Genomic DNA, 25,624 nt, shown 5'->3' on the forward strand with positions numbered 1-25,624 from the left:
GGGGGAAGGTCGGGGGAACCGCCCGGCTGGGCGGTTCCAGTCAGTCACGTCAGCCGAGCGCCTCCTCCAGGAAGGCGGCCAATTGCGCGAGGTGCTTGGACATGAGGCCGGTCGCCGTGGCGGCGGCCGGGGCCCGGCCGGCGTAGCGCGGCCGGGTGACCTTGGCGCCGATCTGCTTCAGCACCCACTCGATATAGGGCTCGATGAAGGTCCACGAGCCCATGTTCTTGGGCTCTTCCTGGCACCAGACGATCTCCGCCCCCTTGAACCGCGACAGTTCGTTGACGAGCGCCTTGGCCGGGAAGGGATAGAGCTGTTCGACGCGCAGCAGGTAGACGTCGTCGATGCCGCGCTTCTCGCGCTCCTCGAAGAGGTCGTAGTAGACCTTGCCCGACGACAGCACCACGCGGCGGATCTTCTCGTCGGGAACGAGCTTCACCGTGGTGGAGGAGGGAGCCGACTGGGCGTCGTCCCAAAGGAGCCGGTGGAAGGAGGTGTCGGCGCCCATCTCGTCGAGCCGCGACACCGCCCGCTTGTGGCGGAGCAGCGACTTCGGCGTCATCAGGATCAGCGGCTTGCGGAAGTCGCGGGTCAGCTGCCGGCGCAGGATGTGGAAGTAGTTGGCCGGGGTGGTGCAGTTGGCGACCTGCATGTTGTCCTCGGCGCACATCTGCAGGAAGCGCTCCAGACGGGCGGAGGAATGCTCCGGTCCCTGGCCCTCGTAGCCGTGCGGCAGGAGGCAGACGAGGCCCGACATGCGCAGCCACTTGCGCTCGCCGGCGGAGAGGAACTGGTCGAACAGCACCTGGGCGCCGTTGGCGAAGTCGCCGAACTGGGCCTCCCACAGGGTGAGGGCGTTCGGCCGGGCCAGCGAATAGCCGTACTCGAAGCCGAGCACCGCCTCTTCGGAGAGCATCGAGTTGATGACCTCGTAGCGGGCCTGACCCTCGGCGAGCTGGGTGAGCGGGATGAAGCGCTCCTCGGTCTCCTGGTGGTAGAGCACCGAATGGCGCTGGCTGAAGGTGCCGCGCTCCACGTCCTGGCCGGAGAGGCGCACCTTGTGGCCGCCGACGAGGAGCGAGCCGAAGGCGAGCGATTCCGCGGTCGCCCAGTCGATGCCTTCGCCGGTCTCGATCGCCTTCGATCGGGCGTCGAGGAAGCGCTGGATGGTGCGATGAACCTTGAAGCCCTCCGGCACGGTGGTGAGCTTGCGGCCGATGTCGCGCAGCGTCTCGATGTTGACGCCGGACTGGCCGCGCCGCTGCTCGTCGAAGCTATCCGCCACCTTGAGGCCGGCCCAGACGCCGTCGAGCCAGTCGGCCTTGTTGGGCTTGTAGGACTGGCCGGACTCGAACTCCGCGTCGAGCCGCGACCGCCACTCCGCCTTCATGGCCTCCACCTCATCGGTGGTCACCACGCCCTCGGCGATCAGCTTCTCCGAGTAGATCTGCAGCGTGGAGGGCTGGCCGCGGATCTTGCGGTACATGATGGGCTGGGTGAAGCCCGGCTCGTCGCCCTCGTTGTGGCCGAAGCGGCGGTAGCAGATCATGTCCACGACCACCGGCTTGTGGAACTTCTGCCGGAACTCGATGGCGATCTTGGCCGCGTAGACCACCGCCTCCGGGTCGTCGCCGTTCACGTGCAGGATCGGCGCCTCGATCATCTTGGCGACGTCGGACGGATAGGGCGACGAGCGCGAGAAGTGCGGGTTGGTGGTGAAGCCGATCTGGTTGTTGATGATGAAGTGGATCGACCCCGCCGTGCGGTGGCCGCGCAGGCCGGAAAGGCCGAAGCACTCCGCCACCACGCCCTGGCCGGCGAAGGCCGCGTCGCCGTGAAGGAGCAGCGGCAGCACCTTGGCGCGCTCGCGGAGCGGGATGATGTCGCCCTCCCACACGGTGGCGAGCTGGTCCTGCTTGGCGCGCACCTTGCCGAGCACCACCGGGTCGACGATCTCCAGGTGGGACGGGTTGGGGGTGAGCGACAGGTGCACCTTGTTGCCGTCGAACTCCCGGTCCGACGACGCGCCGAGGTGGTACTTCACGTCGCCGGAGCCCTCCACGTCGTCAGGCGCGAAGGAGCCGCCCTTGAACTCGTGGAAGAGCGCCCGGTGCGGCTTGCCCATCACCTGGGTGAGCACGTTGAGGCGGCCGCGGTGGGCCATGCCGACGACGATCTCGCGGACGCCGAGGTTGCCGCCGCGCTTGATGATCTGCTCGAGCGCCGGGATCAGCGACTCGCCGCCGTCGAGGCCGAAGCGCTTGGTGCCGGTGTACTTGACGTCGATGAACTTCTCGAAGCCCTCGGCCTCGACCAGCTTGTTGAGGATGGCGCGCTTGCCTTCCCGGGTGAAGCTGATGGCCTTGTCCGGGCCCTCGATGCGCTCCTGGATCCAGGCCTTCTCGGCCGGGTCAGAGATGTGCATGAACTCCACGCCCATGGTGGAGCAATAGGTGCGCTGCAGGATGTCGACCATCTGGCGCGGCGTGGCGAACTCCAGGCCGAGCACGTTGTCGATGAAGATGCGCCGGTCCATGTCGGCTTCGGTGAAGCCGAAGGATGCCGGGTGCAGCTCGTCCGGGTTGACCTTCTTGGCAAGGCCGAGCGGATCCAGGTTGGCGTGCAGATGGCCGCGCATGCGGTAGGCGCGGATCATCATCAGGGCGCGCGTGGAATCGCGCGTCGCCTGCTGCACCTGCGCTTCCGAGAGGCCGGCGCTCTTTTCCGCCGACTTCTCCTTGATCTTGTCGCCGACCTTCTTCTGGACCTCGCCCCAGTTGCCGTCGAGGGCGGCGACCCACTCGCCGTTCGGCGCGATCGGCCAGTCGGGCCGCTTCCAGGGCGCGCCCTTGGCGTTCTTCTCCACGTCGGCCCGGCTCTCGCCGAGACCCTGGAAGAAGTCCCGCCATTCGGCGTCGACCGCGTTCGGGTCCGCCTCGTAGCGGGCGTAGAGATCCTCGATGTAGGCGGCGTTGCCGCCGTAGAGGAAGGACGTCAGCGCGAAGGCGTCGTTCTGGTCTTGCCGTGCCATGGCTGCTTCGGGGTCCGGGACCCCGTCCTCGCTGTCTGGAGATGCGCCGCGGATTGCGGCGCCCTGTCGGATGGGCGGCCCGTCCCCGTCGATGGGGGAGGGACGGGCCGCCTCTAGATAGGATCGGGATCCTGGACCGGAAGGGCTCAAGATCCCGTTGACGTCAGCCCTTCAGGACTTCCACGAGGGTGGTGCCGAGGCGCGCCGGCGACGGCGACACGCGGATGCCCGCGGCTTCCATGGCGGCGATCTTGTCTTCCGCGCCGCCCTTGCCGCCGGAGATGATGGCGCCGGCATGGCCCATGCGGCGGCCCGGAGGCGCCGTGCGGCCGGCGATGAAGCCGACCATGGGCTTCTTGCGCCCGCGCTTGGCCTCGTCGGCGATGAACTGCGCGGCCTCCTCCTCGGCCGAGCCGCCGATCTCGCCGATCATGATGATCGAGTGGGTGTCGGGGTCGGCGAGAAACATCTCCAGGACGTCGATGAACTCGGTGCCCTTCACCGGGTCGCCGCCGATGCCGACCGCCGAGGTCTGACCGAGGCCGGCCCGGGTGGTCTGGAACACCGCCTCGTAGGTGAGCGTGCCGGAGCGCGACACGATCCCGACGTTGCCCTTGGAGAAGATGTTGGCCGGCATGATGCCGATCTTGGATTCACCCGCGGTGACGATGCCCGGGCAGTTCGGCCCGACGAGGCGGGTCTTGGAGCCGGCGAGCGCGCGCTTCACCCGCACCATGTCGAGCACCGGAATGCCCTCGGTGATGCAGACGACGAGCGGGATCTCCGCCTCGATGGCCTCGCAGATGGAATCGGCCGCGAACGGGGGCGGCACGTAGACGACGGACGCGTTGGCGCCGGTCGCCTCCTTGGCCTCCAGCACGGTGTCGAACACCGGCAACTCCTCGCCGGTGGCCGCGGTCCACTTGGAGCCGCCCTTGCCGGGGGTGACGCCGCCGACCATCTTCGTGCCGTAGGCGAGGCCCTGCTCGGTGTGGAAGGTGCCGGTCTTGCCGGTGATGCCCTGGGTGAGGACCTTGGTGTTCTTGTCGATGAGGACGGACATCAGCGGGCTCCGCGAACGGCGTTGACGATCTTCTGGGCCGCGTCGTCGAGGTCGTCGGCGGCGAGCACGTTCAGGCCGGATTCGGCGATGATCTCTTTGCCGAGCTCCACGTTGGTGCCTTCCAGGCGCACCACCAGCGGCACCTGCAGGCCGACCGCCTTGACGGCGGCGATGACGCCGCGGGCGATCACGTCGCACTTCATGATGCCGCCGAAGATGTTGACCAGGATGCCCTTCACGTTGGGGTCGGCGGTGATGATCTTGAAGGCCGCGGTGACCTTCTCCTCCGTGGCGCCGCCGCCGACGTCGAGGAAGTTGGCCGGCTCCTCGCCGTAGAGCTTGATGATGTCGAGCGTCGCCATCGCAAGGCCGGCGCCGTTGACCATGCAGCCGATGGTGCCGTCGAGGGCGATGTAGGCGAGGTCGTACTTGGACGCCTCGATCTCCTTGTCGTCCTCTTCCGTCACGTCGCGGAGTTCCACGATGTCCGGGTGGCGGTAGAGCGAGTTGCTGTCGAACGTCACCTTGCCGTCGAGGGCGACCACGTCGCCGGCCGGCGTGACGATCAGCGGGTTGACCTCCAGCATGGCCATGTCGGTGCCGACGAAGGCGTTGTAGAGCTTCTCCGCCACCGGGCCGATCTGCTTGGCGGCGGTGCCGGAGAGGTTCAGCGCCTTGGCGAGGGTGCGGCCGTGGTGGGGCATGAAGCCGGTGGCCGGGTCGATGGAGAAGGTGACGATCTTCTCCGGGGTATCGTGGGCCACCTGCTCGATGTCCATGCCGCCTTCCGTCGACGCCACGAAGGCGACGCGGCTGGTCGCGCGGTCGACCAGGATGGAGAGATAGAGCTCCTTCTCGATGTCGGAGCCGCTCTCGATATACATCCGGTTGACCTGCTTGCCGGCCGGGCCGGTCTGGATGGTCACCAGGGTCTTGCCGAACATCTGCCGCACGAAGGCGGCCGCCTCGTCGGCGGACTTCGCCAGACGCACGCCGCCCTTCTCGCCCGCGTCGGCCTCCTTGAACTTGCCCTTGCCGCGCCCGCCGGCGTGGATCTGGCTCTTGACGACCCAGAGCGGGCCGGGAAGCGACTTGGCGGCCGTCTCGGCCTCGTCGACACTGAGCACGGCGACGCCCGGGTTCACCGGAACGCCGTACGTCTTGAAGATGGCCTTGGCCTGATATTCGTGAATGTTCATCCGGACGCCCTCGAACGGGTGGGGACGGAAGGGGGAGACCCCCGACCGGCCCCCGGACCGGTCGGGAGCGTATGCCGTCAGCCTTGAAGGGCCGGCGCGATGGTCTTGCAGGCGTCCACGAGGCCCTTGACGGCGCCGACGGACTTCTCGAACGCGGCCTGTTCGTCGGCGTTGAGCTCGATCTCCAGCACGCGCTCGACGCCGGCGGCGCCGATCACCACCGGAACGCCCACGTAGGTGTCCTTCAGGCCGTACTCGCCGTTGAGGTGGGCGGCGACCGGCAGGACGCGCTTCTTGTCCTTCAGGTAGCTCTCCGCCATGGCGATGGCCGAGGCGGCGGGCGCGTAGAAGGCCGAGCCGGTCTTCAGGAGGGCGACGATCTCGGCGCCGCCGTCGCGGGTGCGCTGGACGATCTGGTCGAGCCGTTCCTGGGTGGTCCAGCCCATCTTGACGAGGTCCGGCAGCGGAATGCCGGCGACGGTGGAATAGCGGGTGAGCGGCACCATGGTGTCGCCGTGGCCGCCGAGCACGAAGGCGGTCACGTCCTCCACGGAGACGTTGAACTCCTCGGCGAGGAAGTAGCGGAAGCGCGAGGAATCGAGCACGCCCGCCATGCCGACCACCTTGTTGGCGGGCAGGCCGGAGAACTTCTGCAGCGCCCACACCATGGCGTCGAGCGGGTTGGTGATGCAGATGACGAAGGCGTTCGGCGCGTACTTGGCGATGCCGGCGCCGACCTGCTCCATCACGCCGAGGTTGATGCCGAGGAGGTCGTCGCGGCTCATGCCGGGCTTGCGCGGCACGCCGGCGGTGACGATGACGACGTCGGCGCCCTCGATGGCCTCGTAGGTCTGGGTGCCGGTGAGGCGGCTGTCGAACCCGTCGACGGGGGAACTCTCGGCGATGTCGAGCGACTTGCCCTGGGGCACGCCCTCGGCGATGTCGAAGAGGACCACGTCCCCGAGCTCCTTCAGGCCGACCAGGTGGGCGAGCGTGCCCCCGATCTGACCCGCACCGACGAGAGCGATCTTGTTTCGCGCCATCTTTCCGGCCTTCCGTTTACGTAAAGGTCAACAGTTTCGACTACAGCCAGGAAGGCATTAACCCGCATCCTGCTGCGGTGCAAGCGCAACGAAAGGCGACTGGAGAAGAAAATGTGGTCCGTCCGGCACGAAAAGCGACGGGCGCTTCCGGTCGGTTACCGCCGGTAATACTTAAGTGAGTTCTGATACGGCGAAGTGGAGAGTCGGCACCGCCGATACGGCCGGACGCCCGGCAAGGGCGGTGCCGGAGAGGGTCGGAGCGGGCGGCGAGGGCGCGGGACGGGCCATGAAGACCGGCGGATCTTACAACCTTTTCAATGGCGAGGAGCATCTGCTCGCGTCGCTTGCAAGCGTGCGGGCGAGCCTCGACCACATCAGTCTCCTGGTGCAGACCGTCTCCAACCTCGGCCATCCGGCCGACCCGGGCCTGATGGACGTGGTGGCCTCCGCCGTCCGCCAGCGGCTCGCCGACGAGGTGATCGTCTACGAGCCGGACCTGTCGCTGCCAGCGCAGGCGAACGAGCATCGCAAGCGGTCCATCGGCCTGGAGCGCGCCCGCGAACGGGGGGTGGAGCTCTTCCTCACCCTCGACGCGGACGAATACTACGAGCCGGTCAGGCTTGCCGCCGCGCGCGAGCGGATCGAGCGGGAGGGGCACGCCCTCACGCTGGCGCGCACCTACCTGCACATCCGCCGGCCGATCTGGCGCTCGGCGGAGCCGGACACCACCTGCGTGTGCTTCCTGAGCCGACTGACGCCCCACACCCGCCTGACGCCCGGGGCGACCTACCCGCTGCCGGTGGACCCGACCCGACGGATCACCGGATCCGGCACGTCCGCGCACCTGTTCGAGCCGGACGAGGTGGCCATGCTGCACATGAATCTGGTCCGCCGCGACGGGCTCCGGTCCAAGCTCGCCAACACGTCGTCGGCGGCGCTGCCGGGCTTCGTCGACGCGGTGGCGGCGGCGTGCGCCGCCTGGCGCTTCGGCGAGCCGCTGCGCTTTCCCGGCAAGCCGCCCATGGCGATCGTGGAGGTGCCGGACCTCTTCGGCATCGACGCGCTCTTCGCCGAGCCGGCACCCGACGCCTGATCGTCCGAGCCGCGCCCGGAGCGTCGGATCAGCCCTCCGCCTCGCGGAGCGACCGGCGCGGCGCGGCGAGGTAGGCTTCCGAGCGCATCTCGGTGAGGCGGGAGGCGGTGCGGTCGAACTCGAAGGCCTCGGCGCCCTGGCGCGCGTGATAGAGGGCGGCGGGCTCCGCGGCGGCCGAGACGGCGAGCTTGATGCCTTCGTCGTAGAAGGTGTCGACGAGCGTGATGAAGCGCTTGGCCTCGTTGCGCCGCTCGTAGCTCATCACCGGCACATCTTCCAGAAGCACGGTCCCGAAGGCGGCCGCGATCGCCTGGTAGTCGACGGCGCCGAGCGGCTGCTCGCAGAGCTCCTCGAAGGTGAATCGGGCGATGCCGGGGCCGGCGCGCCGCACCACCAGCTTGCGGCCCTTCACCGACAGGATGCGCCGCTCCTCCGCCGCCTCGCCGAGGAGGCGGCCCCAGAGGGCGTTCATCTCCCGGTCCGCGTCCGGGCCGATCGGCGCGTGGTAGACGTCGGCGAAGTCGAGCTTCTCCAGCCGGTAGTCGACGGCGGCGTCGAGGCGCACCACCTCGCAGCGCTCCTTCAGGAGGCGGATGAAGGGGACGAAGTGATCGCGGTTGATGCCGTCGTGGTAGAGCCGGTCCGGCACCACGTTGGAGGTCGCCACCAGCACCACGCCACGCTCGAAGAGCTTGGTGAAGAGACGCCCGAGGATCATGGCGTCGGCGATGTCGGTGACGGCGAACTCGTCGAAGCAGAGGAGGTGCACCTCGTCCGTGAGGCTGTCGGCGACGAGGTCCACCGGGTCCCGGTCGGTGCCGCGGGCGAGCGCCTGGCGGGCGGCGAACACCCGCTCGTGCACGTCCGCCATGAAGACGTGAAAGTGCTGGCGGCGCTTCTTCTCCACCGGCACCACCTGGAAGAAGAGATCCATCAGCATGGTCTTGCCGCGGCCGACGCTGCCCCAGACGTAGAGGCCGCGCGGACCGGGCTCGGCCTTGGCCTTGCGGCCGAACAGCCAGCCGAGGGCGCTCTTTTTGGAGGCGAGCCGCTCCTCCGACAGCGACCGGTGCAGCCGGTCCAGGTGGTTGGCGACCGCGCGCTGGGCCGGATCGGCGGTGATCTCGCCCTCGGCCACCTTGTGGTCGTAGAGCGCGAGCACGCCGGTGCCGAGCGGCCGGTCGACGCCGTAGGTGTCGGGTGGCAGGAGCGCTGCCGGCGTGGAATCGGGCGGGGTCAACGGGCCTCGTCGAAGCGGGGGCGGAGAGGGCGGTCGGCGGACCCCGGCGCCGGACTTCCGTCGGCGAAGCGACGGGTTTCCGGCTCGGGATCGCTGGCTTGGCGCGGGTTTGCCGGCGGAAATGCCGCCGGACACCTCTTCCTGCCTGCTTAGCCCCTTTCCGGGGTGGCTCACAAGCGCATCGAAGGTCGTGTGCGCCGCCCGCCGCCGGACCTCAGCGGTAGAACTGCACGCCGCGCTTGGAGATTTCCGTCTGGCCGGAGAAGCGGGCCGGCGCGGTGGAGGAGAGGCGCGCCACCGGCGAGCCGGACGCGTCCTTCAGCACCACGGTCTGGCCGGCGAGGTCCCAGGCGCCGACGGACTTGAGTTCGTCGGAGGCGCAGCCGCGGGTGTTGGCGCGGTAGCCGCCGGACCAGGTGGTGAGGCTCATGAAGAGCTGGCAGGATTCGCCCGCGGAGGCGAGCGTCCAGCCGCCGGACAGCTCCGGCCGGCGCACCTCGGTCGCCGTCGAGGGGGCCGCCGGCGGGGGCGTGGTGGCGGCGAGATCGACCGGTGCCTGCGGGGTGCCGAGGGGCGGCGCCAGCGGGTCGCCGGCGACCGGCGGCGGCAAGGTCTGCGACTGGACGGGCGAGATCGGCGAGGCCGGCAAAGGCGCGGGGCCGCGCGGCGCGGACGGGGTGCTCAGGCTGTAGCTGCCACACCCGGCAAGGCCGAGCACGACGGCGACGCTGACGAACGGGGTCCAACGCATGGGTCTCTGCTCCGTTGATTCGAAACTGTTCGCACCGGTGTCGGTTGTCACTGCGGATAAACGCAGGATGCAAGGCGGAATTCCGGCCAGGACCACCGTGCACGGGCCGCTCACGGCATGATGATGGCGCTTTCGATGGACACCGTGGCTTCTCGGCCATAGTTCTGGCCGGGGAGATGCGCGTTCGGCGCGCGTCCATCCCGCCCCACCCGTTCGCAAGGCGTCCCCCGTCCCATGCTCGCCTTTCTGGTCCGCGCCCTCGGCGTCCTGATCTTCGCCGCCTCCTTCATCGCGCTGATCGCCGACGGCATCCGCTCGCTCGCCTCCGACGCCCTGGTGTTGACGCCGCTCGGCCAGACCTGGTTCCAACTGATGCCCGGATCGCTCAATCTGCTCCAGGCCGTGGTGCAGCGCTATCTTCATCCCTATATCTGGGATCCGATCATCGTCACCGTCCTCCTCTGGCCCACCTTCGCGGTCGGCGGCGTTCTCGGCATCCTTCTCATGCTGGCCGGACGCCGACGCCGTCGTCGGACGGTCGACTGATCCATGGGAGACCGCTCATGTACCTTTTGAACATGCTCTCCAAGAAGCTCACCGTGCCGTCCGCCGGCGAGGCTCTGCCGGGCCGGCCGACGCCGCTGCCGACGGCGGAGCGCCACTTCGTCAACGGCAACGCGCTCAAGGAGCCCTATCCGGACGGCATGGAGGTCATCTATTTCGGCCTCGGCTGCTTCTGGGGTGCCGAGCGCAAGTTCTGGCAGACGCCGGGCGTCCATGTGACGGCCGTCGGCTACCAGGCCGGCCACACGCCGAACGCCACCTACGAGGAGGTCTGCACCGGCCTTACCGGCCACAACGAGGTGGTGAAGGTGGTGTTCGACCCGGCGAAGATCAGCCTGGAGGGGGTCCTCAAGGTGTTCTTCGAGGCGCACGACCCGACCCAGGGCATGCGCCAGGGCAACGACGTGGGCACCCAGTACCGCTCGGGCATCTACGTGACCTCCGAGGCGCAGCGCACCGCCGCCGAGAGCGCCAAGGCCCGCTACGACGCGGCGCTGAAGAAGGCCGGCTACAAGGACGTGACCACCGAGATCCTGGAGGCGCCGCCCTTCTACTATGCGGAGGCCTACCACCAGCAGTATCTGGCCAAGAACCCGAACGGCTACTGCGGCCTCGGCGGCACCGGCGTCTCGTGCCCGATCCCGACGGGCGTCACCGCCTGAGGGGACCGCGCCCTTTCCCTGCAAGTCTTCCCGCCGGCCGCCCTTGCAAAGGGCGGCCGGTTTGCGTTCCGGGCCACTGTCAGCCGCTGCCGATCAGGATCCCGGTGAGGAAGACCAGGAAGCCGCCCACCACGATCTGGAAGGCCGCCCGGAGGAAAGGCGTGTCCATGTAGCGCCAGCGGATCCAGGAGATGGCCCAGAGCTCGACGAAGACGATGACGACGGCGAGGGCCGTCGCGGTCCAGAAATCCGGGATCAGGTAGGGAAGGGCGTGGCCGAGGCCGCCGACCGCCGTCATGATGCCGGCCGAGAGGCCGCGGATGACCGGGCTGCCGCGCCCGGTGAGGGCGCCGTCGTCGGAGAGCGCCTCGGTGAGGCCCATGGAGATGCCGGCGCCAAGGGCGGCGGCGGTGCCGACCAGGAAGGTCTCCCAGGTGCTGCCGGTGGCGAAGGCGGCGGCGAACACCGGCGCCAGGGTGGAGACGGACCCGTCCATCAGCCCGGCAAGGCCCGGCTGGACCACCTGCAGGAGGAAGCGCCGATGCGCCGAGGCGTCCTCCGCGCTGCGGGTCTCGGAGGTGAGGTGCTTCAGGCCGAGCCGTTCGGCCATGGCCATGTGGCCCCGCTCCGCCGCCGCCAACTGGCCGAGCAGGCTGCGCACGGACGCGTCCGTCGAACGGGCGGCGGCCTTCAGGTAGAAGTCGTGCGCCTCCGCCTCCATCGCCTCGGCCTCCCGGCGCACCCGGTCGAGCCCGAGCGGGCGGACCAGCCAGTAGGGCGCGCGGCGGTAGAAGCCGCGGATGTGCTCGCGGCTGACCAGCGGGATGGTCTCCCCGTGCCGGGCGCGGAAGATCTCGATCAGGCGGCCCCGGTGCTCGCTCTCCTCCCGGGCCATGTCGTCGAAGACGGCGGCGGTAGCCGGATAGTCGGCCTTCAGGCCGTCGGAATAGGAGGCGTAGATGCGCATGTCCTCCTCCTCCGACGCGATGGCGAGGGCCAGGATCTCCCGCTCGGAGAGGTCGGAGAAGGCGCGCTTGGCGGAGGAAAACATGAGTGGCGAATGCCTCTATATTAGAATTATTCTAAAATAGAGAGGTAGACATGCCAGGGCAAGGGTTATGCCCGGCCTTTGCACCGGCTTGACGCGTGCCGGCCGAGAGGTCACTTGGCCAAGGGTCCGACCTCGTTCCCACCTGGAGAGTCCGCATGATCCGTCCGCGCCCCCGCATCCTCGTCTTCGCAGGATCCACCCGGTCCGGCAGCCACAACGCTCGTCTGGCGGCGCAGATGGTGAAGGCGATCGCCCTCAAGGACGCGGAGCCGACGCTCCTGTCGCTCGCCGACTATGCGATGCCGCTCTACGACGCGGACCTGGAGTCCGCCTCCGGCGTGCCGGAGGGCGCGCGCCGGCTCGGCGCCCAGATGACGGCGCACACGGGCATCTTCATCGCCAGCCCCGAGTACAACGCCTCGGTGCCGCCGCTCCTGAAGAACGCCATCGATTGGGTGAGCCGGATTCGTGGCGCGGCGGGCGACCCGTCGCCCTGGCGTGGCCGGACCTACGCGCTCGGGTCGGCGTCGCCGGGGGCCTTCGCGGGCATCCGCAGCCTCATGCACCTGCGCCAAGTGCTCGAACTCGGCCTCGGGGCCACGGTGATCCCGGAACAGATCTCGGTGCCGTCCGCCGGCAGCGCCTTTTCCGTCGATGGCGGCCTTGCCGACGAGCGGCTGGCGGCCCGGTTGGACGCGGTGGCCGCCCGGCTCGTCGACGAGGCGGCCCGCTACGCGGTCTGATCCCGTCATCGTGTCGTCACGGTCCGCCGCGACCGTGCGGCCTTGGCGGCAAACACCGGACGGCACGGACCATGACGCGGACTCTTCACTACCTCACCCACCCGCAGGTGCGGATCGACCCGGCGGTGCCGGTGCCCCGCTGGGGCCTTTCGGACGTGGGACGGGCCCGGGTGGAGGCTTTCGTGGCGAGCGGCTGGTGCGCCGGCATCGACCGCATCCTATCCTCCGACGAGGCCAAGGCGGTGGAGACGGCCGAACTCATTGCCGCCGCCGAAGGGGTGCTGATCGAGGTGGACGGCTTCATGCACGAGAACGACCGCTCGGCGACCGGCTTCCTGCCGCCGGCGGAGTTCGAGACGGTGGCGGACCAGTTCTTCGCCAGGCCGGAGGAGAGCGTGCGCGGCTGGGAGCGGGCGGTGGACGCCCAGGCGCGCATCGTGGCGGCGGTGGAGCGCGCGCTGGCGCTACCGCACGGCCGCCGCATCCTCATGGTCGGTCACGGGGCGGTCGGGACGCTTCTCGCCTGCCACATCGCGGGCCGGCCGATCGACCGGGCGCACGACCAGCCGGCCGGCGGCGGCCACGTCTTCACCGCCGACTGGACGGCGCGGCGGCTGGTGCACCCCTGGGTGCCGATGGAGCGCGTCGTCGACGTGGAGCCGGCGGTCGCGGGCCTCGCCTGACCGGGCGGGCGTAGCTCTCCTGTTGGCCGGCGGCGGTGCGGCGCGTCAGCGCCAGGTCCCCTCCGTCCACATGCGCGTGAGCGCGGTGCGGTAGTCCGGGTAGGCGTAGACGAGGCCGAGGTCGCGCTTGGACTTGCCGTTCGCCACGCGCTTGTTCTCGCCGTAGAAGCTGCGCGCCATGGGCGAGAGTTCGGCGGCGGCGAAGTCCTGCTCCGGCGGCGGCTCGACGCCCATCAGACCGGCCGCGAAGGCCACCACGTCCTGCGGCGGCGCCGGTTCGTCGTCGGTGATGTTGAACACCCCGCCCGTGCGCGAGAAGAGGGCGGCGGCGGTGGCCGAGGCGATATCCTCCACGTGGATGCGGTTGAACACCTGGCCGGGCTTGACGAGACGCTTGGCGCTGCCCTCGGCGAGGTTCACGAAGCCGTTGCGGCCGGGCCCGTAGATGCCGGAGAGCCGCAGGATGGCGGTCGGCACGCCGGTCTCGGCCCCGTAGGCGGTCCAGGCCTCCTCGGCGGCGACCCGGGCGAGGGAGCGCGCGCTCTTCGGCTTCAGGCGCGCGCGCTCGTCCACCCAGGCGCCGCCGTGGTCGCCGTAGACGCCGACGGTGGAGAGATAGGCGACCGCCATCGGCTTGCGGCCCACCATCAGGTCGGCGCCGTGCCACTTCAGGACCGGGTCGTTGGTGCCGGCGCCCGCTTCGGACGGCGCGATGGACTGCAAGACGAAGGTCGCCTCGCGGAGCGCCGCCCCGACGCCCTCGCCCGGCCGCGTGCCGTCGAACAGGACGGCCTCGATGCCTTCGGCGCGCAGGGCGTCGGCCTTCTCGGGCGAGCGCGTGGTGCCGCCGACGGCGCTGAACCGGCCGCGGTTCCGGCGCACGAAGGCGAGGGCCGAATAGCCGAGGCCGAAGACGAACAGGCGCATGAACGATCCTTCCGGAGAGACGGAGAGTCCGGACGATTGCATAGACGGTCGCGGCGCATACATAAAGCGCCTGACGGGGGACGGCACCGGGGCTTCGGACCGGTGCGGGCCCGCCCAACCAGGAGACCATGAATGTCCGACCCCAATCAGCTGCCCACCTGGCACGGCACGACCATCGTGACCGTGCGCAAGGGCGGCACGGTCGTCGTTGCCGGCGACGGCCAGGTGAGCCTTGGCGCCACCGTGATCAAGCACACGGCGCGCAAGGTGCGCCCGCTCGGCAAGGGCGACGTGATCGCCGGCTTCGCCGGGGCCACCGCCGATGCCTTCACGCTGTTCGAGCGGCTGGAAGCCAAGCTGGAGCAGTATCCCGGCCAGTTGACCCGCGCCTGCGTGGAACTCGCCAAGGACTGGCGTACCGACCGGTACCTCCGCCGCCTGGAGGCGATGATGATCGTCGCCGACCGGTCGACCAGCCTCGTCCTCACCGGCACCGGCGACGTGCTCGAGCCGGAGCACGGGGTGGCGGCCATCGGATCGGGTGGCAACTACGCCCTCGCCGCCGCCCGCGCCCTCGTGGACATGGACCTCGACGCGGAGACCATCGCCCGCCGGGCCATGAAGATCGCCGCCGAGATCTGCGTCTACACCAACGAGAGCGTCACGCTGGAAAAGCTCGACGCCGCCGCCCGCTGATCGCCCGAGGACAAGCCATGACCGATTTTTCGCCCCGGGAGATCGTCTCGGAACTCGACCGCTACATCGTCGGCCAGAAGGATGCCAAGCGCGCTGTGGCCGTCGCGCTCCGCAACCGCTGGCGCCGCCTGCAGCTGGAGGGATCGCTGCGCGAGGAGGTGCTGCCGAAGAACATCCTGATGATCGGCCCGACCGGTGTCGGCAAGACGGAGATCTCCCGCCGGCTCGCCAAGCTCGCCAACGCGCCCTTCATCAAGGTGGAGGCCACCAAGTTCACCGAGGTCGGCTATGTCGGCCGCGACGTGGAGCAGATCGTCCGCGACCTCCTGGAAGCCTCCATCGGCCTCGTCAAGGAGAACCGCCGCAAGGACGTGCGCGCCAAGGCGCACATGCAGGCGGAGGAGCGGGTGCTCGATGCCCTCGTCGGCGCGACCTCCAGCCCGGCGACCCGCGACAGCTTCCGCAAGAAGCTGCGCGACGGCCTGCTCGACGACAAGGAGATCGAGGTGCAGGTGGCCGCCACGGCGGGACCGGCGACCTTCGAGATTCCCGGCATGCCGGGCGGCTCCATCGGCGTCATGAACCTCCAGGACATGATGTCCAAGATGATGGGCGGTCAGAAGAAGACCCGCCGCGTGAACGTCAAGGACAGCTACGAGATGCTGATCCAGGAGGAGAGCGACAAGCTGCTCGACCAGGACCAGATCGTCCAGGAGGCGATCTCGGTGGTGGAGAACAACGGCATCGTCTTCCTCGACGAGATCGACAAGATCTGTGCCCGCGACGGCCGGATCGGCGGCGACGTCTCCCGCGAAGGCGTGCAGCGCGACCTGCTGCCGCTAATCGAGGGCACCACGGTGTCGACCAAGTACGGGCCGGTGAAGACGGACCACATCCTCTTCATCGCCTCCGGCGCCTTCCACGTGGCCAAGCCCTCCGACCTTCTGCCGGAGCTGCAGGGCCGTCTGCCGATCCGGGTGGAGCTGCGGCCCCTGGAGCGGGACGACTTCCGGCGCATCCTCACCGAGCCGGAGGCGAGCCTCATCAAGCAGTATGTGGCCCTGATGGCGACCGAGGGCGTGACGCTTGCGTTCAAGGACGACGCCATCGACGAGATCGCGGGCGTCGCCGTGGAGGTGAACGCCACGGTGGAGAACATCGGCGCCCGCCGGCTGCAGACCGTGATGGAGCGGATCCTGGACGACATCTCGTTCAATGCGCCCGACCGGTCCGGTCAGACGGTCACCATCGACGCCGCCTTCGTCCGCGCCGCCCTTGGCGACCTCGCCAAGAACACGGACCTCAGCCGCTTCATCCTGTGACAACGTCCGCGGCGGCGGCTATGATCGGAGACCCAAGGAGTGGACCGATGATCAGGGTCGCCGCCGAGGATTTCGCCAGGGATAGCGCCGAACTCCTGAAACGGGTCGAGCGCGGCGAAGAGATATGGATCGAGAAGGACGGCCATCTGATCGCCCGGCTGACGCCTGCCAAGAGTGACCAGGCAGCGGGATCAGCCGTGGCAGAACAGGACGTGGAAGCGCTGGCTCGCTATGTGGACCCGCGCTTTCCGGCGCCGGAGGATGATCCTGTCGGCACGCTGCGCCGGCTCCGCCAGGGCGTGACGCTCAGCGGGCTCTCCTGGAAGGATCTGCGTGACGAGGGACGTCGTTGACGATCGTGATCGACGCGTCCGTGGCGCTGACCTGGAGCTTTGGCGACGAGACAACGCCGGAAACCGAACGGCTGCTCGACCGGGTCAAGGCGGATGGCGCCTTTGCGCCCGCCTTGTGGCGGCTGGAAGTCGGCAACGCTCTGCTGGTCGCGCGCCGACGGGGGCGGCTGACGCCGGAGGTGCTCGACGGTGAGCTTCGCTCGATCCTGGCCTTGCCGGTCGCACTCGACCATGAATCGACCGGCTCGGCCTTCTCCGTGGTCCTAGACCTCGCCACGCGCCATCGTCTGACGATCTACGATGCGACCTATCTTGAACTCGCCCGCCGCCTTGGTCTTGCGCTCGCCACCCTGGACGCTGCGTTGAGAACCGCTGCCCTGTCCGAGGGCGTCCCCCTGTTGCCTTGAGGCGCATGCCATGACCCTCTCCCCCGCCGAGATCGAACGCTATGCCCGCCACATCATCCTGCGCGAAGTGGGCGGGCCGGGGCAGCAGCGGCTGAAGGCCGCCCGGGTGCTGGTGGTGGGAGCAGGAGGGCTCGGAGCGCCGGCGATCCAGTATCTGGCGGCGGCGGGCGTCGGCACGCTCGGGCTCGTGGACGACGACACGGTCTCGCTCTCCAACCTGCAGCGGCAGGTGATCCACGCGACCGACACGGTGGGGCGGCCCAAGGTGGAAAGCGCGGCGGCTGCCGTGGCGGCCCTCAACCCGCACGTGGTCGTGGAGGCGCACGGCGTCCGGCTGACGGAGGCGAATGCCGGGGACCTCGTCCGCCGCTACGACGTGGTGGTGGACGGGTCCGACAATTTCGCCACCCGCTACCTGCTCGCCGACACCTGCGCGAGCGAGCGGCGACCCCTGGTGAGCGGCGCCATCGGCACCTTCGACGGCTCGCTCACCGTGCTGATGCCCTACGCGGCCGACGCAGACGGCCGGCCGAATCCGCACTACCGCGACCTCTTCCCGGAGCCGCCGCCGGCCGGCACGGTGCCGACCTGCGCGGAGGCGGGCGTGATCGGGGCGCTGCCCGGCATCGTCGGCTCGCTGCAAGCCATGGAGGTGATCAAGCTCGTCTGCGGCATCGGCGAGCCGCTGGTCGGCCGCCTGCTCCTCATCGACGCGCTCTCCATGCGGTTCGAAACCGTCCGCTACAAAGCCGCCCGCACCCGGGCGGCCTGACCGCTCGGGGTTGGGGTTGCTCAGGCCCAGGCCAGGCGGACGCCGAAGGCGATCAGGAGCGAGCCGAACAGCCACTGCTGCAGCCGCTCCGCCAGCCGGTGGCCCGAGACGAAGGCACCGATCCGCAGGCCGAGGCTGGCGAACACCGCGTCGAACAGGAAGCCCGTCGCCACCAGGAGGGCGCCGAGGACGGCGAACTGCGGCGCCGTCGGCCCGGCTTCCGGGTGGACGAACTGCGGCAGGAGCACCGAGCAGAAGAGAAGCGCCTTGGGGTTCATCAGGTTGGTGAGAAGCCCCGCCCGAAAACCCGCACCGGCCATAGCGGGTGCATCGCCCGTGTTCGTCGGAAGGCCGAGCGACGGCGCGCGCAGAAGCCTGACCCCGAGCAGCACCAGGTAGGCGGCTCCGGCGTAGCGCACAGCCTCATAGGCAATGTCGGACGCCTGGATCAGGGCCGCGAGGCCGATCGCCGACAGGGCCACGTGCAAGCCGCGCGCGAGCGCGAGGCCGCCGGCCACCGAAAGCGCCGCCGCGCGACCGCGGGTCGCGGCGGTCTGCAGCACCAGGATCATGTCCGGACCGGGGACGAGATAGACGACCGCGAGGGCGGTCACGAAAAGCGGTCCTTGGTTGATCAGAAGGTCCCACATGGCGACCGTGCCTCCGGCACCGGACGAAGGAGGGGATGGGGTGTCCGGCGAGCCGCACCATAGGCGAGAGGGCCGTGGCAGGTCCTTGCGAAGTGAGCTGCCGAGCGGCAGAATGGCGCAACGAACACTAGGTCAGATAAGCGTCGGAAGCGCAATTATGCCAACACCCGTCCTCGATGCTCTTGATCGCCGCATTCTGGCGGCGCTTCAGCGCGATGCGCGCCTTTCCAACGTCGACCTCGCGGCCGAGGTCGGGCTGTCGCCCTCGCCCTGCCTGCGGCGGGTCCGGCTTCTGGAGGAAGCGGGGGTGATCACCGCCTACAGGGCGATTCTGGACCGGGACGCGGTCGGGCTCGGGCTCACGGTGTTCGTCGGCATCAAGGTGGACCGGCACGACGACGCCCACGCCACCGCCTTCCGGGAGGCCGCCGCGGCACTGCCCGAGGTGATCTCGTGCCACCTGGTATCGGGCGAATCGGACTTCCTGCTGCAGATCGTTCTGAAGGATCTCGCCGCCTACGAGCGGATGCTGCTCGACACGCTCTTGAAGCTGCCGCACGTCAAGGACATCCGCAGCAACTTCGTGCTCAACACGGTGAAGTCGGCCGCGCCGCTGCCGCTTGACCAACTGGCGCGTTGAGCGCGCCGTAACCCGTCAGAGCCCCGCCGGCGCGCCGGGCGCGTCGCCAACACTCAGAGCATGGACGGCAGCACGCGGTCGGGCGGCCGGTGGCCGTCCATGAAGGTCTTGATGTTGATGATGACCTTCTCGCCCATGTCGATGCGGCCCTCGATGGTGGCCGAGCCCATGTGCGGCAGCAGCACCACCCGGTCCGACTTCACCAGCTTGGGGTTCACCGCCGGCTCGTGCTCGAACACGTCGAGGCCGGCGCCGGCGAGTTCGCCCGCCTCCAGCATGCGGGCGAGGGCGTTCTCGTCCAGCACCTCGCCGCGGGCGGTGTTCACCACATAGGCTTCCTTCTTCAGGAGCTTCAGGCGGCGGGCGGAGAGCAGGTGGTAGGTGCCGGGCGTGTGCGGGCAGTGGATGGAGATCACGTCCATGCGGGCGAGCATCTGGTCGAGGCTTTCCCACCAGGTGGCCTCCAGTTTCTCCTCGATCTCGTGCGGCAACCGGCGGCGGTTGTGGTAGTGGATCGACATGCCGAAGGCGAGCGCCCGGCGGGCCACTGCCTGGCCGATACGCCCCATGCCAATGATGCCGAGGCGCTTGCCCCAGATCCGGTGGCCCAGCATCCAGGTGGGCGACCAGCCGTGCCATTCCTCGTTCTCGATCACCTTGATGCCCTGGGCGATCCGGCGCGGCACCGCCAGGATCAGCGCCATGGTCATGTCGGCGGTGTCCTCGGTGAGGACGCCCGGCGTGTTGGTGACCGTGATGCCCCGCGCGGTGGCGGTGTCCACGTCGATGTTGTCGACGCCGTTGCCGAAGTTGGCGATCAGCTTGAGGTTCGGCCCGGCCTGGCCGAGCACGCCCGCGTCGATCCGGTCGGTCACGGTCGGGACCAGCACGTCGGCGGTGCGGACGGCGTCGACGAGCTCCGCCTGGGTGAGCGGCCGGTCCTCTTGGCTGAGACGGGTCTCGAACAGCTCGCGCATGCGCGTTTCGACCACGTCCGGCAACCTGCGCGTCACCACCACCAGGGGCTTCTTTCGGGCCATCACTCGACGAACCTCCCTCGCGGGGCGCGCCCGCCCGTTGGAAACGGCTGCGAAACCACTGTTGATGAAGTCTTAACCGCGGCCGGAGAAAGTGGTCGGAACCGGCGTCGTGACCGGCCTTCCACCTTCAGTCTTCGTAGCAGAAGGACGGACGAATACAAACTGCGACAACAGGCGCATGGACGGGCGAACCCGTGCGTGCGCGGCCGGACAGGACGCGGTCATCCACCGCTTCGTCCCGTCTTTGCCGCCAAGTCGCCGCATTTCAACCTTTCGTTCTGGTCATGAGTAGAATGCTCCATCGCTTCCTTGCGTGCATGCGCGCCCTCGTGCCGGTCGTCGCGATCGCCGTCGGCCTGATCCCGGTGGCAGGTTCGGTCCCGCCGGTCGCCGCACAGGGCACCACCAAGGGGCCGAGCGGCCTGCCGGTGCCCCGCTTCGTCAGTCTGAAATCGGATGCGGTGAACGTCCGGCGCGGCCCGAGCCGCGAGCACGAAGTGGTCTGGCGCTATGTGCGCGCCGGCTTGCCGGTGGAGGTCACCCAGGAGTTCGACAACTGGCGGCGGATCCGCGACTTCGAGGGGGCGGAAGGCTGGGTCTTCCACAGCCTGCTGACCGGCGTGCGCACGGCGCTGGTCGCCCCCTGGGACAAGAGCGGCACCGCCATGAACCTCTACGCGGATGCCAACGAGACCGCCCGGGTCACCGCCCTGGTGGAGCCGGGCGTGCAGGCGGCGGTGCCGGAATGCACCGGCAGCTGGTGCCGCCTGAAGGGCAAGACCTTCGAGGGCTGGATCGCCCAGCAGTCGCTCTGGGGCGTCTATCCGAACGAAAGCTTCGACTAGGCCGCAGCCCGGCCATCTGGCTCGTCCAGGCGGCGAAAAAGGGTTGGTCGTTGCCGCAGGGTCGGCGGACGTCGGATCGGTCAGGTCCGGTCGCGCGGACGCAGGCGCACCACCACGTCGACGCGGACGATCTCCATGCCCTCCGGCGGCTCGGGAACGGACCCGATCGTCACCCCGGCGGCCGGAATGTCGAGGACGTCATTGGACCCCTCCACGAAAAAGTGGTGGTGATCGTCGACATTGGTGTCGAAGTAGGTCTTCGTGCCCTCGATCGCGACTTCGCGCAGAAGCCCCGCCTCGGTGAACTGGTGCAGCGTGTTGTAGATGGTGGCGAGCGACACCGGCACCCGGGCCGTCACGGCTTCGTCGTGGAGCTGCTCGGCGCTGACGTGCCGATGACCTTTGTTGAAGAGGATCTCGCCGAGCGCGACCCGTTGGCGGGTGGGCCTGAGGCCGGCGTGGCTGAGGAGATGCCGGACGCCTGCCCGCGCCGTCCCGTGGGACGCCGCGTGCAAAGGGCCGCCCTCGATCCCGACCGCGCCATGCACGACGACACCGTCGGACCCGCCGGGCGCGTGTGCATCCGGCGCGTGGGTCGATCGCGCGCGTTCGTAGGTCATGGTGGCCGGCGGCCGCTTTCGATCCATCGACAAATGTTCCAGCTCGCCTTCAGAAGGTTCAGCCCGCAGCCTGTGGGGACCTGCCGTCAGCCCCGTCACCGGAACCGCCCGCCGGTCGGCCACGCTCTTGAACCAGCCATCCCGCCATGACGACGCCGGTTCCGGTCCACGTCCGACCGGTCCATCACGACGCCATACGGCTTGAATAATAGGGATCCTGCCGGAGGTTCGCAAGTTTCTACCGGTGAGGATCGCCGACGGCGGCAAGGCTTTCGATGCCAGTATAGCTGTGTTAGGACTGCACGCGAAATTTGCCGGCAACGGCTGTGGCCCCGCACGGCCGCGCGCCCTCGTCCGGCCACCAGAGGAAGACGACCCGGCATGGATGGGCGACAGACGAGTTTCGAATTCGAGGACCTGCTTGCCTGCGGACGCGGCGAGCTGTTCGGTGCCGGCAATGCCCAGCTGCCCTTGCCGCCCATGCTGATGTTCGACCGCATCTCCGCGATCGCCGAGACGGGCGGCGAATACGGCAAGGGTCACGTGCGCGCCACTCTGGCGATCCGGCCGGACCTCTGGTTCTTCCCTTGTCACTTCAAGGGCGACCCGGTGATGCCCGGCTGCCTCGGCCTCGACGCGCTCTGGCAGATGCTCGGCTTCTTCCTCGGCTGGCTCGGCTCGGAAGGGCGCGGTCGCGCCCTCTCGGTCGGCGAGGTGAAGTTCTCCGGCATGGTGACGCCGGACGTGAAGACCGTCGAATACGGGGTGGACCTGAAGCGCGTGCTCCGTTCCAAGCTGGTGCTCGGCATCGCCGACGGCTGGCTGAAGGCGGACGGCGAGACGATCTACAAGGCGGCCGACCTGCGGGTCGGGCTGTTCAAGACCGAGCCCGCCGTCGGCGGCTGAGCGCGCGGCAGGAAACCCGCCCGATCGGGGCCGCTGCCGCCCGGCACGGCCGCCGCCGGGCCGCCGGCCTTCGGGGCCGTTCATCCGCGGTCGGCGTCCGATCCGGTCGCCACCGCCCGTCGTCTGGTCGAAGAGGATAAGTGACTGTCATGAGACGCGTCGTCGTGACGGGGATGGGCATCGTGTCGTCCATCGGCAACACCACCCAGGAGGTGCTCGCCTCCTTGCGCGAGGCGAAGTCCGGCATCACCCGGGCCGAGGCCTTCGCCGAGCACGGCTTCCGCTGTCAGGTCCAGGGCGCGCCGACACTCGTCGCCGAGGACGTGGTCGACCGCCGGGCGATGCGCTTCCACGGCGGCGGCACCGCCTGGAACCACGTGGCGATGGACCAGGCCATCCGCGACTCCGGCCTTGAGGAGACCGAGGTCTCCAACCCGCGCACGGGCATCATCATGGGCTCCGGCGGGCCGAGCACCCACGCCATCGTGGAGGCGGCCGACATCACCCGCACCAAGGGGCCGAAGCGCGTCGGGCCGTTCGCGGTGCCGAAGGCGATGTCGTCCACGGCGTCCGCGACGCTCGCCACCTGGTTCAAGATCAAGGGCGTGAACTATTCCATCTCGTCCGCCTGCGCGACGTCCAACCACTGCATCGGCAACGCCTACGAGACGATCCAGTGGGGCAAGCAGGACGTGGTGTTCGCCGGCGGCTCCGAGGAGCTCGACTGGACGCTCTCCGTGCTGTTCGACGCCATGGGCGCCATGTCGTCCAAGTACAACGAGACCCCGGCGGTCGCCTCGCGCGCCTATGACAAGAACCGCGACGGCTTCGTCATCGCCGGCGGCGCGGGCGTGCTCGTGCTTGAAGAGCTGGAGCACGCCAAGGCGCGCGGCGCCCGCATCTATGGCGAGGTGGTCGGCTACGGGGCGACATCCGACGGCTACGACATGGTGGCACCGTCCGGCGAGGGCGCGATCCGCTGCATGCGCCAGGCGCTCTCCACGGTGAAGGGCAAGGTCGACTACATCAACCCGCACGCCACCTCCACGCCGGTCGGCGACGAGAAGGAGATCGAGGCGATCCGGGCCGTGTTCGGCGACGCCATCCCGCCGATCGCAGCCACCAAGTCGCTCACCGGCCATTCGCTCGGCGCCACCGGCGTGCAGGAGGCGATCTACTCCCTCCTGATGATGAACAACGGCTTCATCTGCAAGAGCGCCCACATCGAGGAGATCGACCCGCTGTTCGCCGACGTGCCGATCGTGCGCGAGCGCATCGACGACGCCAAGCTGGAGACGGTGCTCTCCAACTCCTTCGGCTTCGGCGGCACCAACGCCACCCTGGTGTTCCAGCGCTACGCCGCCTGACGGCGGCGCGCGTCTCCCAGCAACGGAAAGTGACAGCCATGACCGGACTGATGGCCGGCAAGCGCGGCCTCATCATGGGTGTCGCCAACGACCACTCGATCGCCTGGGGCATCGCCAAGCGGCTGGCGGGGGAGGGCGCGGAGCTCGCCTTCACCTACCAGGGCGAGGCTTTCGGCCGGCGGGTGAAGCCGCTCGCCGAGGAGGCAGGCTCCAAGCTCCTGCTCCCCTGCGACGTGGAGGACGTCGCCACGGTGGACGCGGTGTTCGAGGCCCTCAAGGACGCCTGGGGGGCGATCGACTTCGTCGTCCACTCCATCGGCTTCTCCAACAAGAACGAGCTGAAGGGCCGCTACGCGGACACCACGCGAGACAACTTCGTGCGCACCATGGTGATCTCCTGCTTCTCCTTCACGGAAGTCGCCCGCCGCGCCGCGGACCTGATGCCGAACGGCGGCTCGCTCCTGACGCTCACCTACGGCGGCTCCACCCGGGTGATGCCGAACTACAACGTGATGGGCGTCGCCAAGGCGGCGCTGGAAAGCTCGGTGCGCTATCTCGCCGCCGACTACGGCGACCGCGGCATCCGGGTGAACGCGGTTTCGGCCGGGCCGGTGCGCACGCTCGCCGGGGCGGGCGTCACCGACGCGCGGCTGATGTACAATTTCCAGAAGAAGAACGCGCCGTTGAAGCGCACCGTCACCATCGAGGAGGTGGGCGGCTCGGCCCTCTACCTCCTGTCGGACCTTGCTTCCGGCGTCACCGGCGAGGTGCATTTCGTCGACAGCGGCTATTCCATCTTGTCCATGCCGCGTATCGACGAATTGAAGGCGCAGGAGCGCCGCGAAGCCGCCGAGGGCGTCAAGACCGACGACTGAGGCCCGCTTACTCGCCGCCCCCGCCAAGAAGGTCGTCGTATTCCAGGCTGGACCGGCAACTGCCGGCCGCGGCGGCGACGAGGCTGTCGAGGGACGGATCGGAGTCGCGGGTCTGGAACATCAAGGTGCCGTCGAGCGCGTCGGTCACGCAGCCGCAGAAGGCCCGGCAGAGCGCCTCGTCGCCGGCGCCGCGTGTGCATTCCTGCTGGCACCCCTTGGTGAAGCGCGCCCGTTCGGCCGCCGGGTCGATCGGGACCAGGGCGGCCGCGCCGCTGGCAAGGCCGAACAGCACCGGCTGGTGGACCAGATAGATCACGAGGCTCCAGCGGCCGAGGGTGGCGAGGATCCGGCCGGCCGGGCCGGGCACGGCGGTGGTCCGGCCGGGCGTGCTTCGGCCGTCACCGGCGGGCAGCAGGCGGCCGAGCACGATGCCGGCGAGAATGCCGGCGAACCAGGGGAAGACCGGCACATAGTCGTTGGATGGCCGGGCCGTCTCGGCAAGCCCGAGGGGGAGGAGCGCCGGCGCGTCGAACAGCGGCCCGGTCGCGATCGAGGGCATCGCCAGCGCGAGCACGGCGGCCACGGCGACGAGCGGCACCGGCGCCCGCACGAGCGGCAGGGCCAGGAGACTGCCGAGCGCGATCATGTGCAGGATGCCGAAGAACACGAAGGTGGCCGGAAACACCACAAGGGTCACACCCGTCACCAGCGCCGCCGCCGCTGCGATCACGCCGATACGGCGGAGGCGCCGGGTGAGCGGGACGCCGGCGCGATCGGCGAGCACGAGGCTGATCCCGACGAGGACGAGGAAGGTACCGGCGATCGACATGGCGAAGCCGCGCCAGAGCGGTGCGCCGGCCACGTCCCAGTCGACGAGACCCACATAGGCGAGGTCCCAGGCGGCGTGGTAGACCACCATGGCGACGATCGCCAGGCCGCGGACCTGGTCGATTCCGTCGAGGCGGCTCAGCGGCCGGTGCGTCTCGTGTGGCGTCTGCATGGATCCTCGTCTGCTGCCCGTCAGGCGCGCCCGCGCCGAACGGTCCGGTCCGAATCCAGGGCAAGCGGATCGGCCGATAGG

Annotated in this window: 27 protein-coding genes; 15 read left to right on the top strand and 12 right to left on the bottom strand. The window is 69.2% G+C overall.

All coding sequences use genetic code 11. The annotated features are described in order from the left end of the window. Positions 1–49 precede the first annotated feature (49 nt). The 4 genes from BUQ68_RS13525 to mdh form a co-directional block, all read right to left on the bottom strand. Positions 50–3,031: a 2-oxoglutarate dehydrogenase E1 component gene (locus BUQ68_RS13525; protein ID WP_075216509.1), complete on the bottom strand. Its 2,982-nt coding sequence runs from the start codon at positions 3,029–3,031 to the stop codon at positions 50–52. A 163-nt stretch (positions 3,032–3,194) separates the two neighbouring features. After that, complete coding sequence (gene sucD / locus BUQ68_RS13530; RefSeq protein WP_075216510.1) at positions 3,195–4,094, bottom strand: succinate--CoA ligase subunit alpha; 900 nt, start codon at positions 4,092–4,094, stop codon at positions 3,195–3,197. Beyond that, complete coding sequence (gene sucC / locus BUQ68_RS13535; RefSeq protein ID WP_075216511.1) at positions 4,094–5,293, bottom strand: ADP-forming succinate--CoA ligase subunit beta; 1,200 nt, start codon at positions 5,291–5,293, stop codon at positions 4,094–4,096. Before sucC ends, sucD begins: the two co-directional genes overlap by 1 nt. Before the next feature lie 77 nt (positions 5,294–5,370). Beyond that, on the bottom strand, positions 5,371–6,336 hold the full coding sequence (mdh, locus tag BUQ68_RS13540) for a malate dehydrogenase (RefSeq protein WP_075216512.1): 966 nt from the start codon (positions 6,334–6,336) through the stop codon (positions 5,371–5,373). A gap of 286 nt (positions 6,337–6,622) precedes the next feature. Here mdh and BUQ68_RS13545 point away from each other — a divergent pair, with 286 nt between their 5' ends. Further along, complete coding sequence (locus BUQ68_RS13545; protein ID WP_075216513.1) at positions 6,623–7,429, top strand: hypothetical protein; 807 nt, start codon at positions 6,623–6,625, stop codon at positions 7,427–7,429. A 28-nt stretch (positions 7,430–7,457) separates the two neighbouring features. On the opposite strand, the gene zapE is transcribed toward BUQ68_RS13545, so the two are convergent. Then, positions 7,458–8,591 (bottom strand): cell division protein ZapE, encoded by a 1,134-nt coding sequence (gene zapE / locus BUQ68_RS13550; RefSeq protein WP_075216574.1) that lies wholly within the window; start codon positions 8,589–8,591, stop codon positions 7,458–7,460. A gap of 292 nt (positions 8,592–8,883) precedes the next feature. After that, positions 8,884–9,420, bottom strand: a complete 537-nt coding sequence (locus tag BUQ68_RS13555; RefSeq protein ID WP_075216514.1) for a protease inhibitor Inh/omp19 family protein — start codon at positions 9,418–9,420, stop codon at positions 8,884–8,886. A gap of 234 nt (positions 9,421–9,654) precedes the next feature. Here BUQ68_RS13555 and BUQ68_RS13560 point away from each other — a divergent pair, with 234 nt between their 5' ends. Continuing rightward, positions 9,655–9,966 (top strand): hypothetical protein, encoded by a 312-nt coding sequence (locus tag BUQ68_RS13560; RefSeq protein WP_075216515.1) that lies wholly within the window; start codon positions 9,655–9,657, stop codon positions 9,964–9,966. Positions 9,967–9,983: 17 nt separating this feature from the next. Next, positions 9,984–10,646, top strand: a complete 663-nt coding sequence (gene msrA, locus BUQ68_RS13565; protein WP_083656565.1) for a peptide-methionine (S)-S-oxide reductase MsrA — start codon at positions 9,984–9,986, stop codon at positions 10,644–10,646. A 79-nt stretch (positions 10,647–10,725) separates the two neighbouring features. Here msrA and mbfA read toward each other — a convergent pair whose 3' ends face one another. Next, a complete protein-coding gene (gene mbfA, locus BUQ68_RS13570) occupies positions 10,726–11,697 on the bottom strand; it encodes an iron exporter MbfA (RefSeq protein WP_075216516.1) in 972 nt (323 codons plus the stop codon). Between the two features lie 155 nt (positions 11,698–11,852). Here mbfA and BUQ68_RS13575 point away from each other — a divergent pair, with 155 nt between their 5' ends. Continuing rightward, the gene (locus BUQ68_RS13575) at positions 11,853–12,440 is read left to right on the top strand and encodes an NADPH-dependent FMN reductase (protein WP_075216517.1); all 588 of its coding nucleotides are present in this window, start codon (positions 11,853–11,855) and stop codon (positions 12,438–12,440) included. Positions 12,441–12,511: 71 nt separating this feature from the next. After that, on the top strand, positions 12,512–13,123 hold the full coding sequence (locus BUQ68_RS13580) for a histidine phosphatase family protein (protein ID WP_075216518.1): 612 nt from the start codon (positions 12,512–12,514) through the stop codon (positions 13,121–13,123). A gap of 45 nt (positions 13,124–13,168) precedes the next feature. Here the strand turns inward: BUQ68_RS13580 and BUQ68_RS13585 are convergent, their stop codons facing one another. Continuing rightward, positions 13,169–14,050, bottom strand: a complete 882-nt coding sequence (locus BUQ68_RS13585; RefSeq protein ID WP_075216519.1) for an SDR family oxidoreductase — start codon at positions 14,048–14,050, stop codon at positions 13,169–13,171. 132 nt (positions 14,051–14,182) lie between these two features. Here BUQ68_RS13585 and hslV point away from each other — a divergent pair, with 132 nt between their 5' ends. The 5 genes from hslV to BUQ68_RS13610 are packed head-to-tail and all read left to right on the top strand — an operon-like array spanning position 14,183 to position 17,600. Beyond that, a complete protein-coding gene (hslV, locus tag BUQ68_RS13590) occupies positions 14,183–14,746 on the top strand; it encodes an ATP-dependent protease subunit HslV (protein WP_075216520.1) in 564 nt (187 codons plus the stop codon). Positions 14,747–14,763: 17 nt separating this feature from the next. After that, positions 14,764–16,068 (top strand): ATP-dependent protease ATPase subunit HslU, encoded by a 1,305-nt coding sequence (gene hslU / locus BUQ68_RS13595; RefSeq protein WP_075216521.1) that lies wholly within the window; start codon positions 14,764–14,766, stop codon positions 16,066–16,068. A 47-nt stretch (positions 16,069–16,115) separates the two neighbouring features. Then, a complete protein-coding gene (locus BUQ68_RS13600; protein WP_075216522.1) occupies positions 16,116–16,421 on the top strand; it encodes a type II toxin-antitoxin system Phd/YefM family antitoxin in 306 nt (101 codons plus the stop codon). 5 nt (positions 16,422–16,426) lie between these two features. Beyond that, a complete protein-coding gene (locus tag BUQ68_RS13605) occupies positions 16,427–16,828 on the top strand; it encodes a type II toxin-antitoxin system VapC family toxin (RefSeq protein WP_245293255.1) in 402 nt (133 codons plus the stop codon). A gap of 10 nt (positions 16,829–16,838) precedes the next feature. Beyond that, positions 16,839–17,600, top strand: coding sequence for a molybdopterin-synthase adenylyltransferase MoeB (locus BUQ68_RS13610; protein WP_075216524.1), 762 nt, complete (start codon positions 16,839–16,841; stop codon positions 17,598–17,600). A gap of 20 nt (positions 17,601–17,620) precedes the next feature. Here the strand turns inward: BUQ68_RS13610 and BUQ68_RS13615 are convergent, their stop codons facing one another. Beyond that, entirely contained in the window at positions 17,621–18,214 is a 594-nt protein-coding gene (locus BUQ68_RS13615) for a LysE family translocator (protein ID WP_245293248.1), read from the bottom strand. 193 nt (positions 18,215–18,407) lie between these two features. Here BUQ68_RS13615 and BUQ68_RS13620 point away from each other — a divergent pair, with 193 nt between their 5' ends. After that, positions 18,408–18,890 carry an Lrp/AsnC family transcriptional regulator gene (locus BUQ68_RS13620; protein ID WP_075216526.1) on the top strand — a complete coding sequence of 161 codons (483 nt, stop codon included), beginning with the start codon at positions 18,408–18,410 and terminating at the stop codon, positions 18,888–18,890. Between the two features lie 53 nt (positions 18,891–18,943). Here BUQ68_RS13620 and BUQ68_RS13625 read toward each other — a convergent pair whose 3' ends face one another. Then, on the bottom strand, positions 18,944–19,930 hold the full coding sequence (locus tag BUQ68_RS13625) for a 2-hydroxyacid dehydrogenase (protein ID WP_075216527.1): 987 nt from the start codon (positions 19,928–19,930) through the stop codon (positions 18,944–18,946). Between the two features lie 293 nt (positions 19,931–20,223). Here BUQ68_RS13625 and BUQ68_RS13630 point away from each other — a divergent pair, with 293 nt between their 5' ends. Next, positions 20,224–20,775, top strand: a complete 552-nt coding sequence (locus tag BUQ68_RS13630) for an SH3 domain-containing protein (RefSeq protein WP_245293249.1) — start codon at positions 20,224–20,226, stop codon at positions 20,773–20,775. Between the two features lie 80 nt (positions 20,776–20,855). Here the strand turns inward: BUQ68_RS13630 and irrA are convergent, their stop codons facing one another. Next, positions 20,856–21,290, bottom strand: a complete 435-nt coding sequence (gene irrA, locus BUQ68_RS13635; RefSeq protein ID WP_075216576.1) for an iron response transcriptional regulator IrrA — start codon at positions 21,288–21,290, stop codon at positions 20,856–20,858. 486 nt (positions 21,291–21,776) lie between these two features. Here irrA and fabA point away from each other — a divergent pair, with 486 nt between their 5' ends. The 3 genes from fabA to fabI all read left to right on the top strand — a co-directional run bounded on the left by fabA (position 21,777) and on the right by fabI (position 24,543). Further along, positions 21,777–22,301 carry a 3-hydroxyacyl-[acyl-carrier-protein] dehydratase FabA gene (fabA, locus tag BUQ68_RS13640; protein ID WP_075216529.1) on the top strand — a complete coding sequence of 175 codons (525 nt, stop codon included), beginning with the start codon at positions 21,777–21,779 and terminating at the stop codon, positions 22,299–22,301. Between the two features lie 149 nt (positions 22,302–22,450). Beyond that, positions 22,451–23,668, top strand: coding sequence for a beta-ketoacyl-ACP synthase I (gene fabB, locus BUQ68_RS13645; RefSeq protein WP_075216530.1), 1,218 nt, complete (start codon positions 22,451–22,453; stop codon positions 23,666–23,668). 38 nt (positions 23,669–23,706) lie between these two features. Further along, positions 23,707–24,543: an enoyl-ACP reductase FabI gene (fabI, locus tag BUQ68_RS13650; protein ID WP_075216531.1), complete on the top strand. Its 837-nt coding sequence runs from the start codon at positions 23,707–23,709 to the stop codon at positions 24,541–24,543. 7 nt (positions 24,544–24,550) lie between these two features. On the opposite strand, the gene BUQ68_RS13655 is transcribed toward fabI, so the two are convergent. Next, the gene (locus tag BUQ68_RS13655; RefSeq protein WP_075216532.1) at positions 24,551–25,543 is read right to left on the bottom strand and encodes an acetyltransferase domain-containing protein; all 993 of its coding nucleotides are present in this window, start codon (positions 25,541–25,543) and stop codon (positions 24,551–24,553) included. Positions 25,544–25,624: the final 81 nt, after the last annotated feature.

Source organism: Mongoliimonas terrestris (assembly GCF_001927285.1).
Taxonomy (GTDB): domain Bacteria; phylum Pseudomonadota; class Alphaproteobacteria; order Rhizobiales; family Pleomorphomonadaceae; genus Chthonobacter; species Chthonobacter terrestris.

Excerpts from the sequence above, each read along its gene's own strand:
- sucC (WP_075216511.1), bottom strand. The coding sequence starts at position 5,293 with ATGAACATTCACGAATATCAGGCCAAGGCCATCTTCAAGACGTACGGC.
- BUQ68_RS13585 (WP_075216519.1), bottom strand. The coding sequence starts at position 14,050 with ATGCGCCTGTTCGTCTTCGGCCTCGGCTATTCGGCCCTCGCCTTCGTG.
- hslV (WP_075216520.1), top strand. The coding sequence starts at position 14,183 with ATGTCCGACCCCAATCAGCTGCCCACCTGGCACGGCACGACCATCGTG.
- BUQ68_RS13545 (WP_075216513.1), top strand. The coding sequence starts at position 6,623 with ATGAAGACCGGCGGATCTTACAACCTTTTCAATGGCGAGGAGCATCTG.
- BUQ68_RS13620 (WP_075216526.1), top strand. The coding sequence starts at position 18,408 with ATGCCAACACCCGTCCTCGATGCTCTTGATCGCCGCATTCTGGCGGCG.
- mdh (WP_075216512.1), bottom strand. The coding sequence starts at position 6,336 with ATGGCGCGAAACAAGATCGCTCTCGTCGGTGCGGGTCAGATCGGGGGC.
- fabB (WP_075216530.1), top strand. The coding sequence starts at position 22,451 with ATGAGACGCGTCGTCGTGACGGGGATGGGCATCGTGTCGTCCATCGGC.
- fabI (WP_075216531.1), top strand. The coding sequence starts at position 23,707 with ATGACCGGACTGATGGCCGGCAAGCGCGGCCTCATCATGGGTGTCGCC.
- BUQ68_RS13630 (WP_245293249.1), top strand. The coding sequence starts at position 20,224 with ATGCTCCATCGCTTCCTTGCGTGCATGCGCGCCCTCGTGCCGGTCGTC.
- hslU (WP_075216521.1), top strand. The coding sequence starts at position 14,764 with ATGACCGATTTTTCGCCCCGGGAGATCGTCTCGGAACTCGACCGCTAC.
- BUQ68_RS13580 (WP_075216518.1), top strand. The coding sequence starts at position 12,512 with ATGACGCGGACTCTTCACTACCTCACCCACCCGCAGGTGCGGATCGAC.
- BUQ68_RS13655 (WP_075216532.1), bottom strand. The coding sequence starts at position 25,543 with ATGCAGACGCCACACGAGACGCACCGGCCGCTGAGCCGCCTCGACGGA.
- BUQ68_RS13575 (WP_075216517.1), top strand. The coding sequence starts at position 11,853 with ATGATCCGTCCGCGCCCCCGCATCCTCGTCTTCGCAGGATCCACCCGG.
- BUQ68_RS13525 (WP_075216509.1), bottom strand. The coding sequence starts at position 3,031 with ATGGCACGGCAAGACCAGAACGACGCCTTCGCGCTGACGTCCTTCCTC.
- BUQ68_RS13625 (WP_075216527.1), bottom strand. The coding sequence starts at position 19,930 with ATGGCCCGAAAGAAGCCCCTGGTGGTGGTGACGCGCAGGTTGCCGGAC.
- BUQ68_RS13555 (WP_075216514.1), bottom strand. The coding sequence starts at position 9,420 with ATGCGTTGGACCCCGTTCGTCAGCGTCGCCGTCGTGCTCGGCCTTGCC.
- sucD (WP_075216510.1), bottom strand. The coding sequence starts at position 4,094 with ATGTCCGTCCTCATCGACAAGAACACCAAGGTCCTCACCCAGGGCATC.
- BUQ68_RS13560 (WP_075216515.1), top strand. The coding sequence starts at position 9,655 with ATGCTCGCCTTTCTGGTCCGCGCCCTCGGCGTCCTGATCTTCGCCGCC.
- fabA (WP_075216529.1), top strand. The coding sequence starts at position 21,777 with ATGGATGGGCGACAGACGAGTTTCGAATTCGAGGACCTGCTTGCCTGC.
- mbfA (WP_075216516.1), bottom strand. The coding sequence starts at position 11,697 with ATGTTTTCCTCCGCCAAGCGCGCCTTCTCCGACCTCTCCGAGCGGGAG.
- BUQ68_RS13600 (WP_075216522.1), top strand. The coding sequence starts at position 16,116 with ATGATCAGGGTCGCCGCCGAGGATTTCGCCAGGGATAGCGCCGAACTC.
- BUQ68_RS13610 (WP_075216524.1), top strand. The coding sequence starts at position 16,839 with ATGACCCTCTCCCCCGCCGAGATCGAACGCTATGCCCGCCACATCATC.
- msrA (WP_083656565.1), top strand. The coding sequence starts at position 9,984 with ATGTACCTTTTGAACATGCTCTCCAAGAAGCTCACCGTGCCGTCCGCC.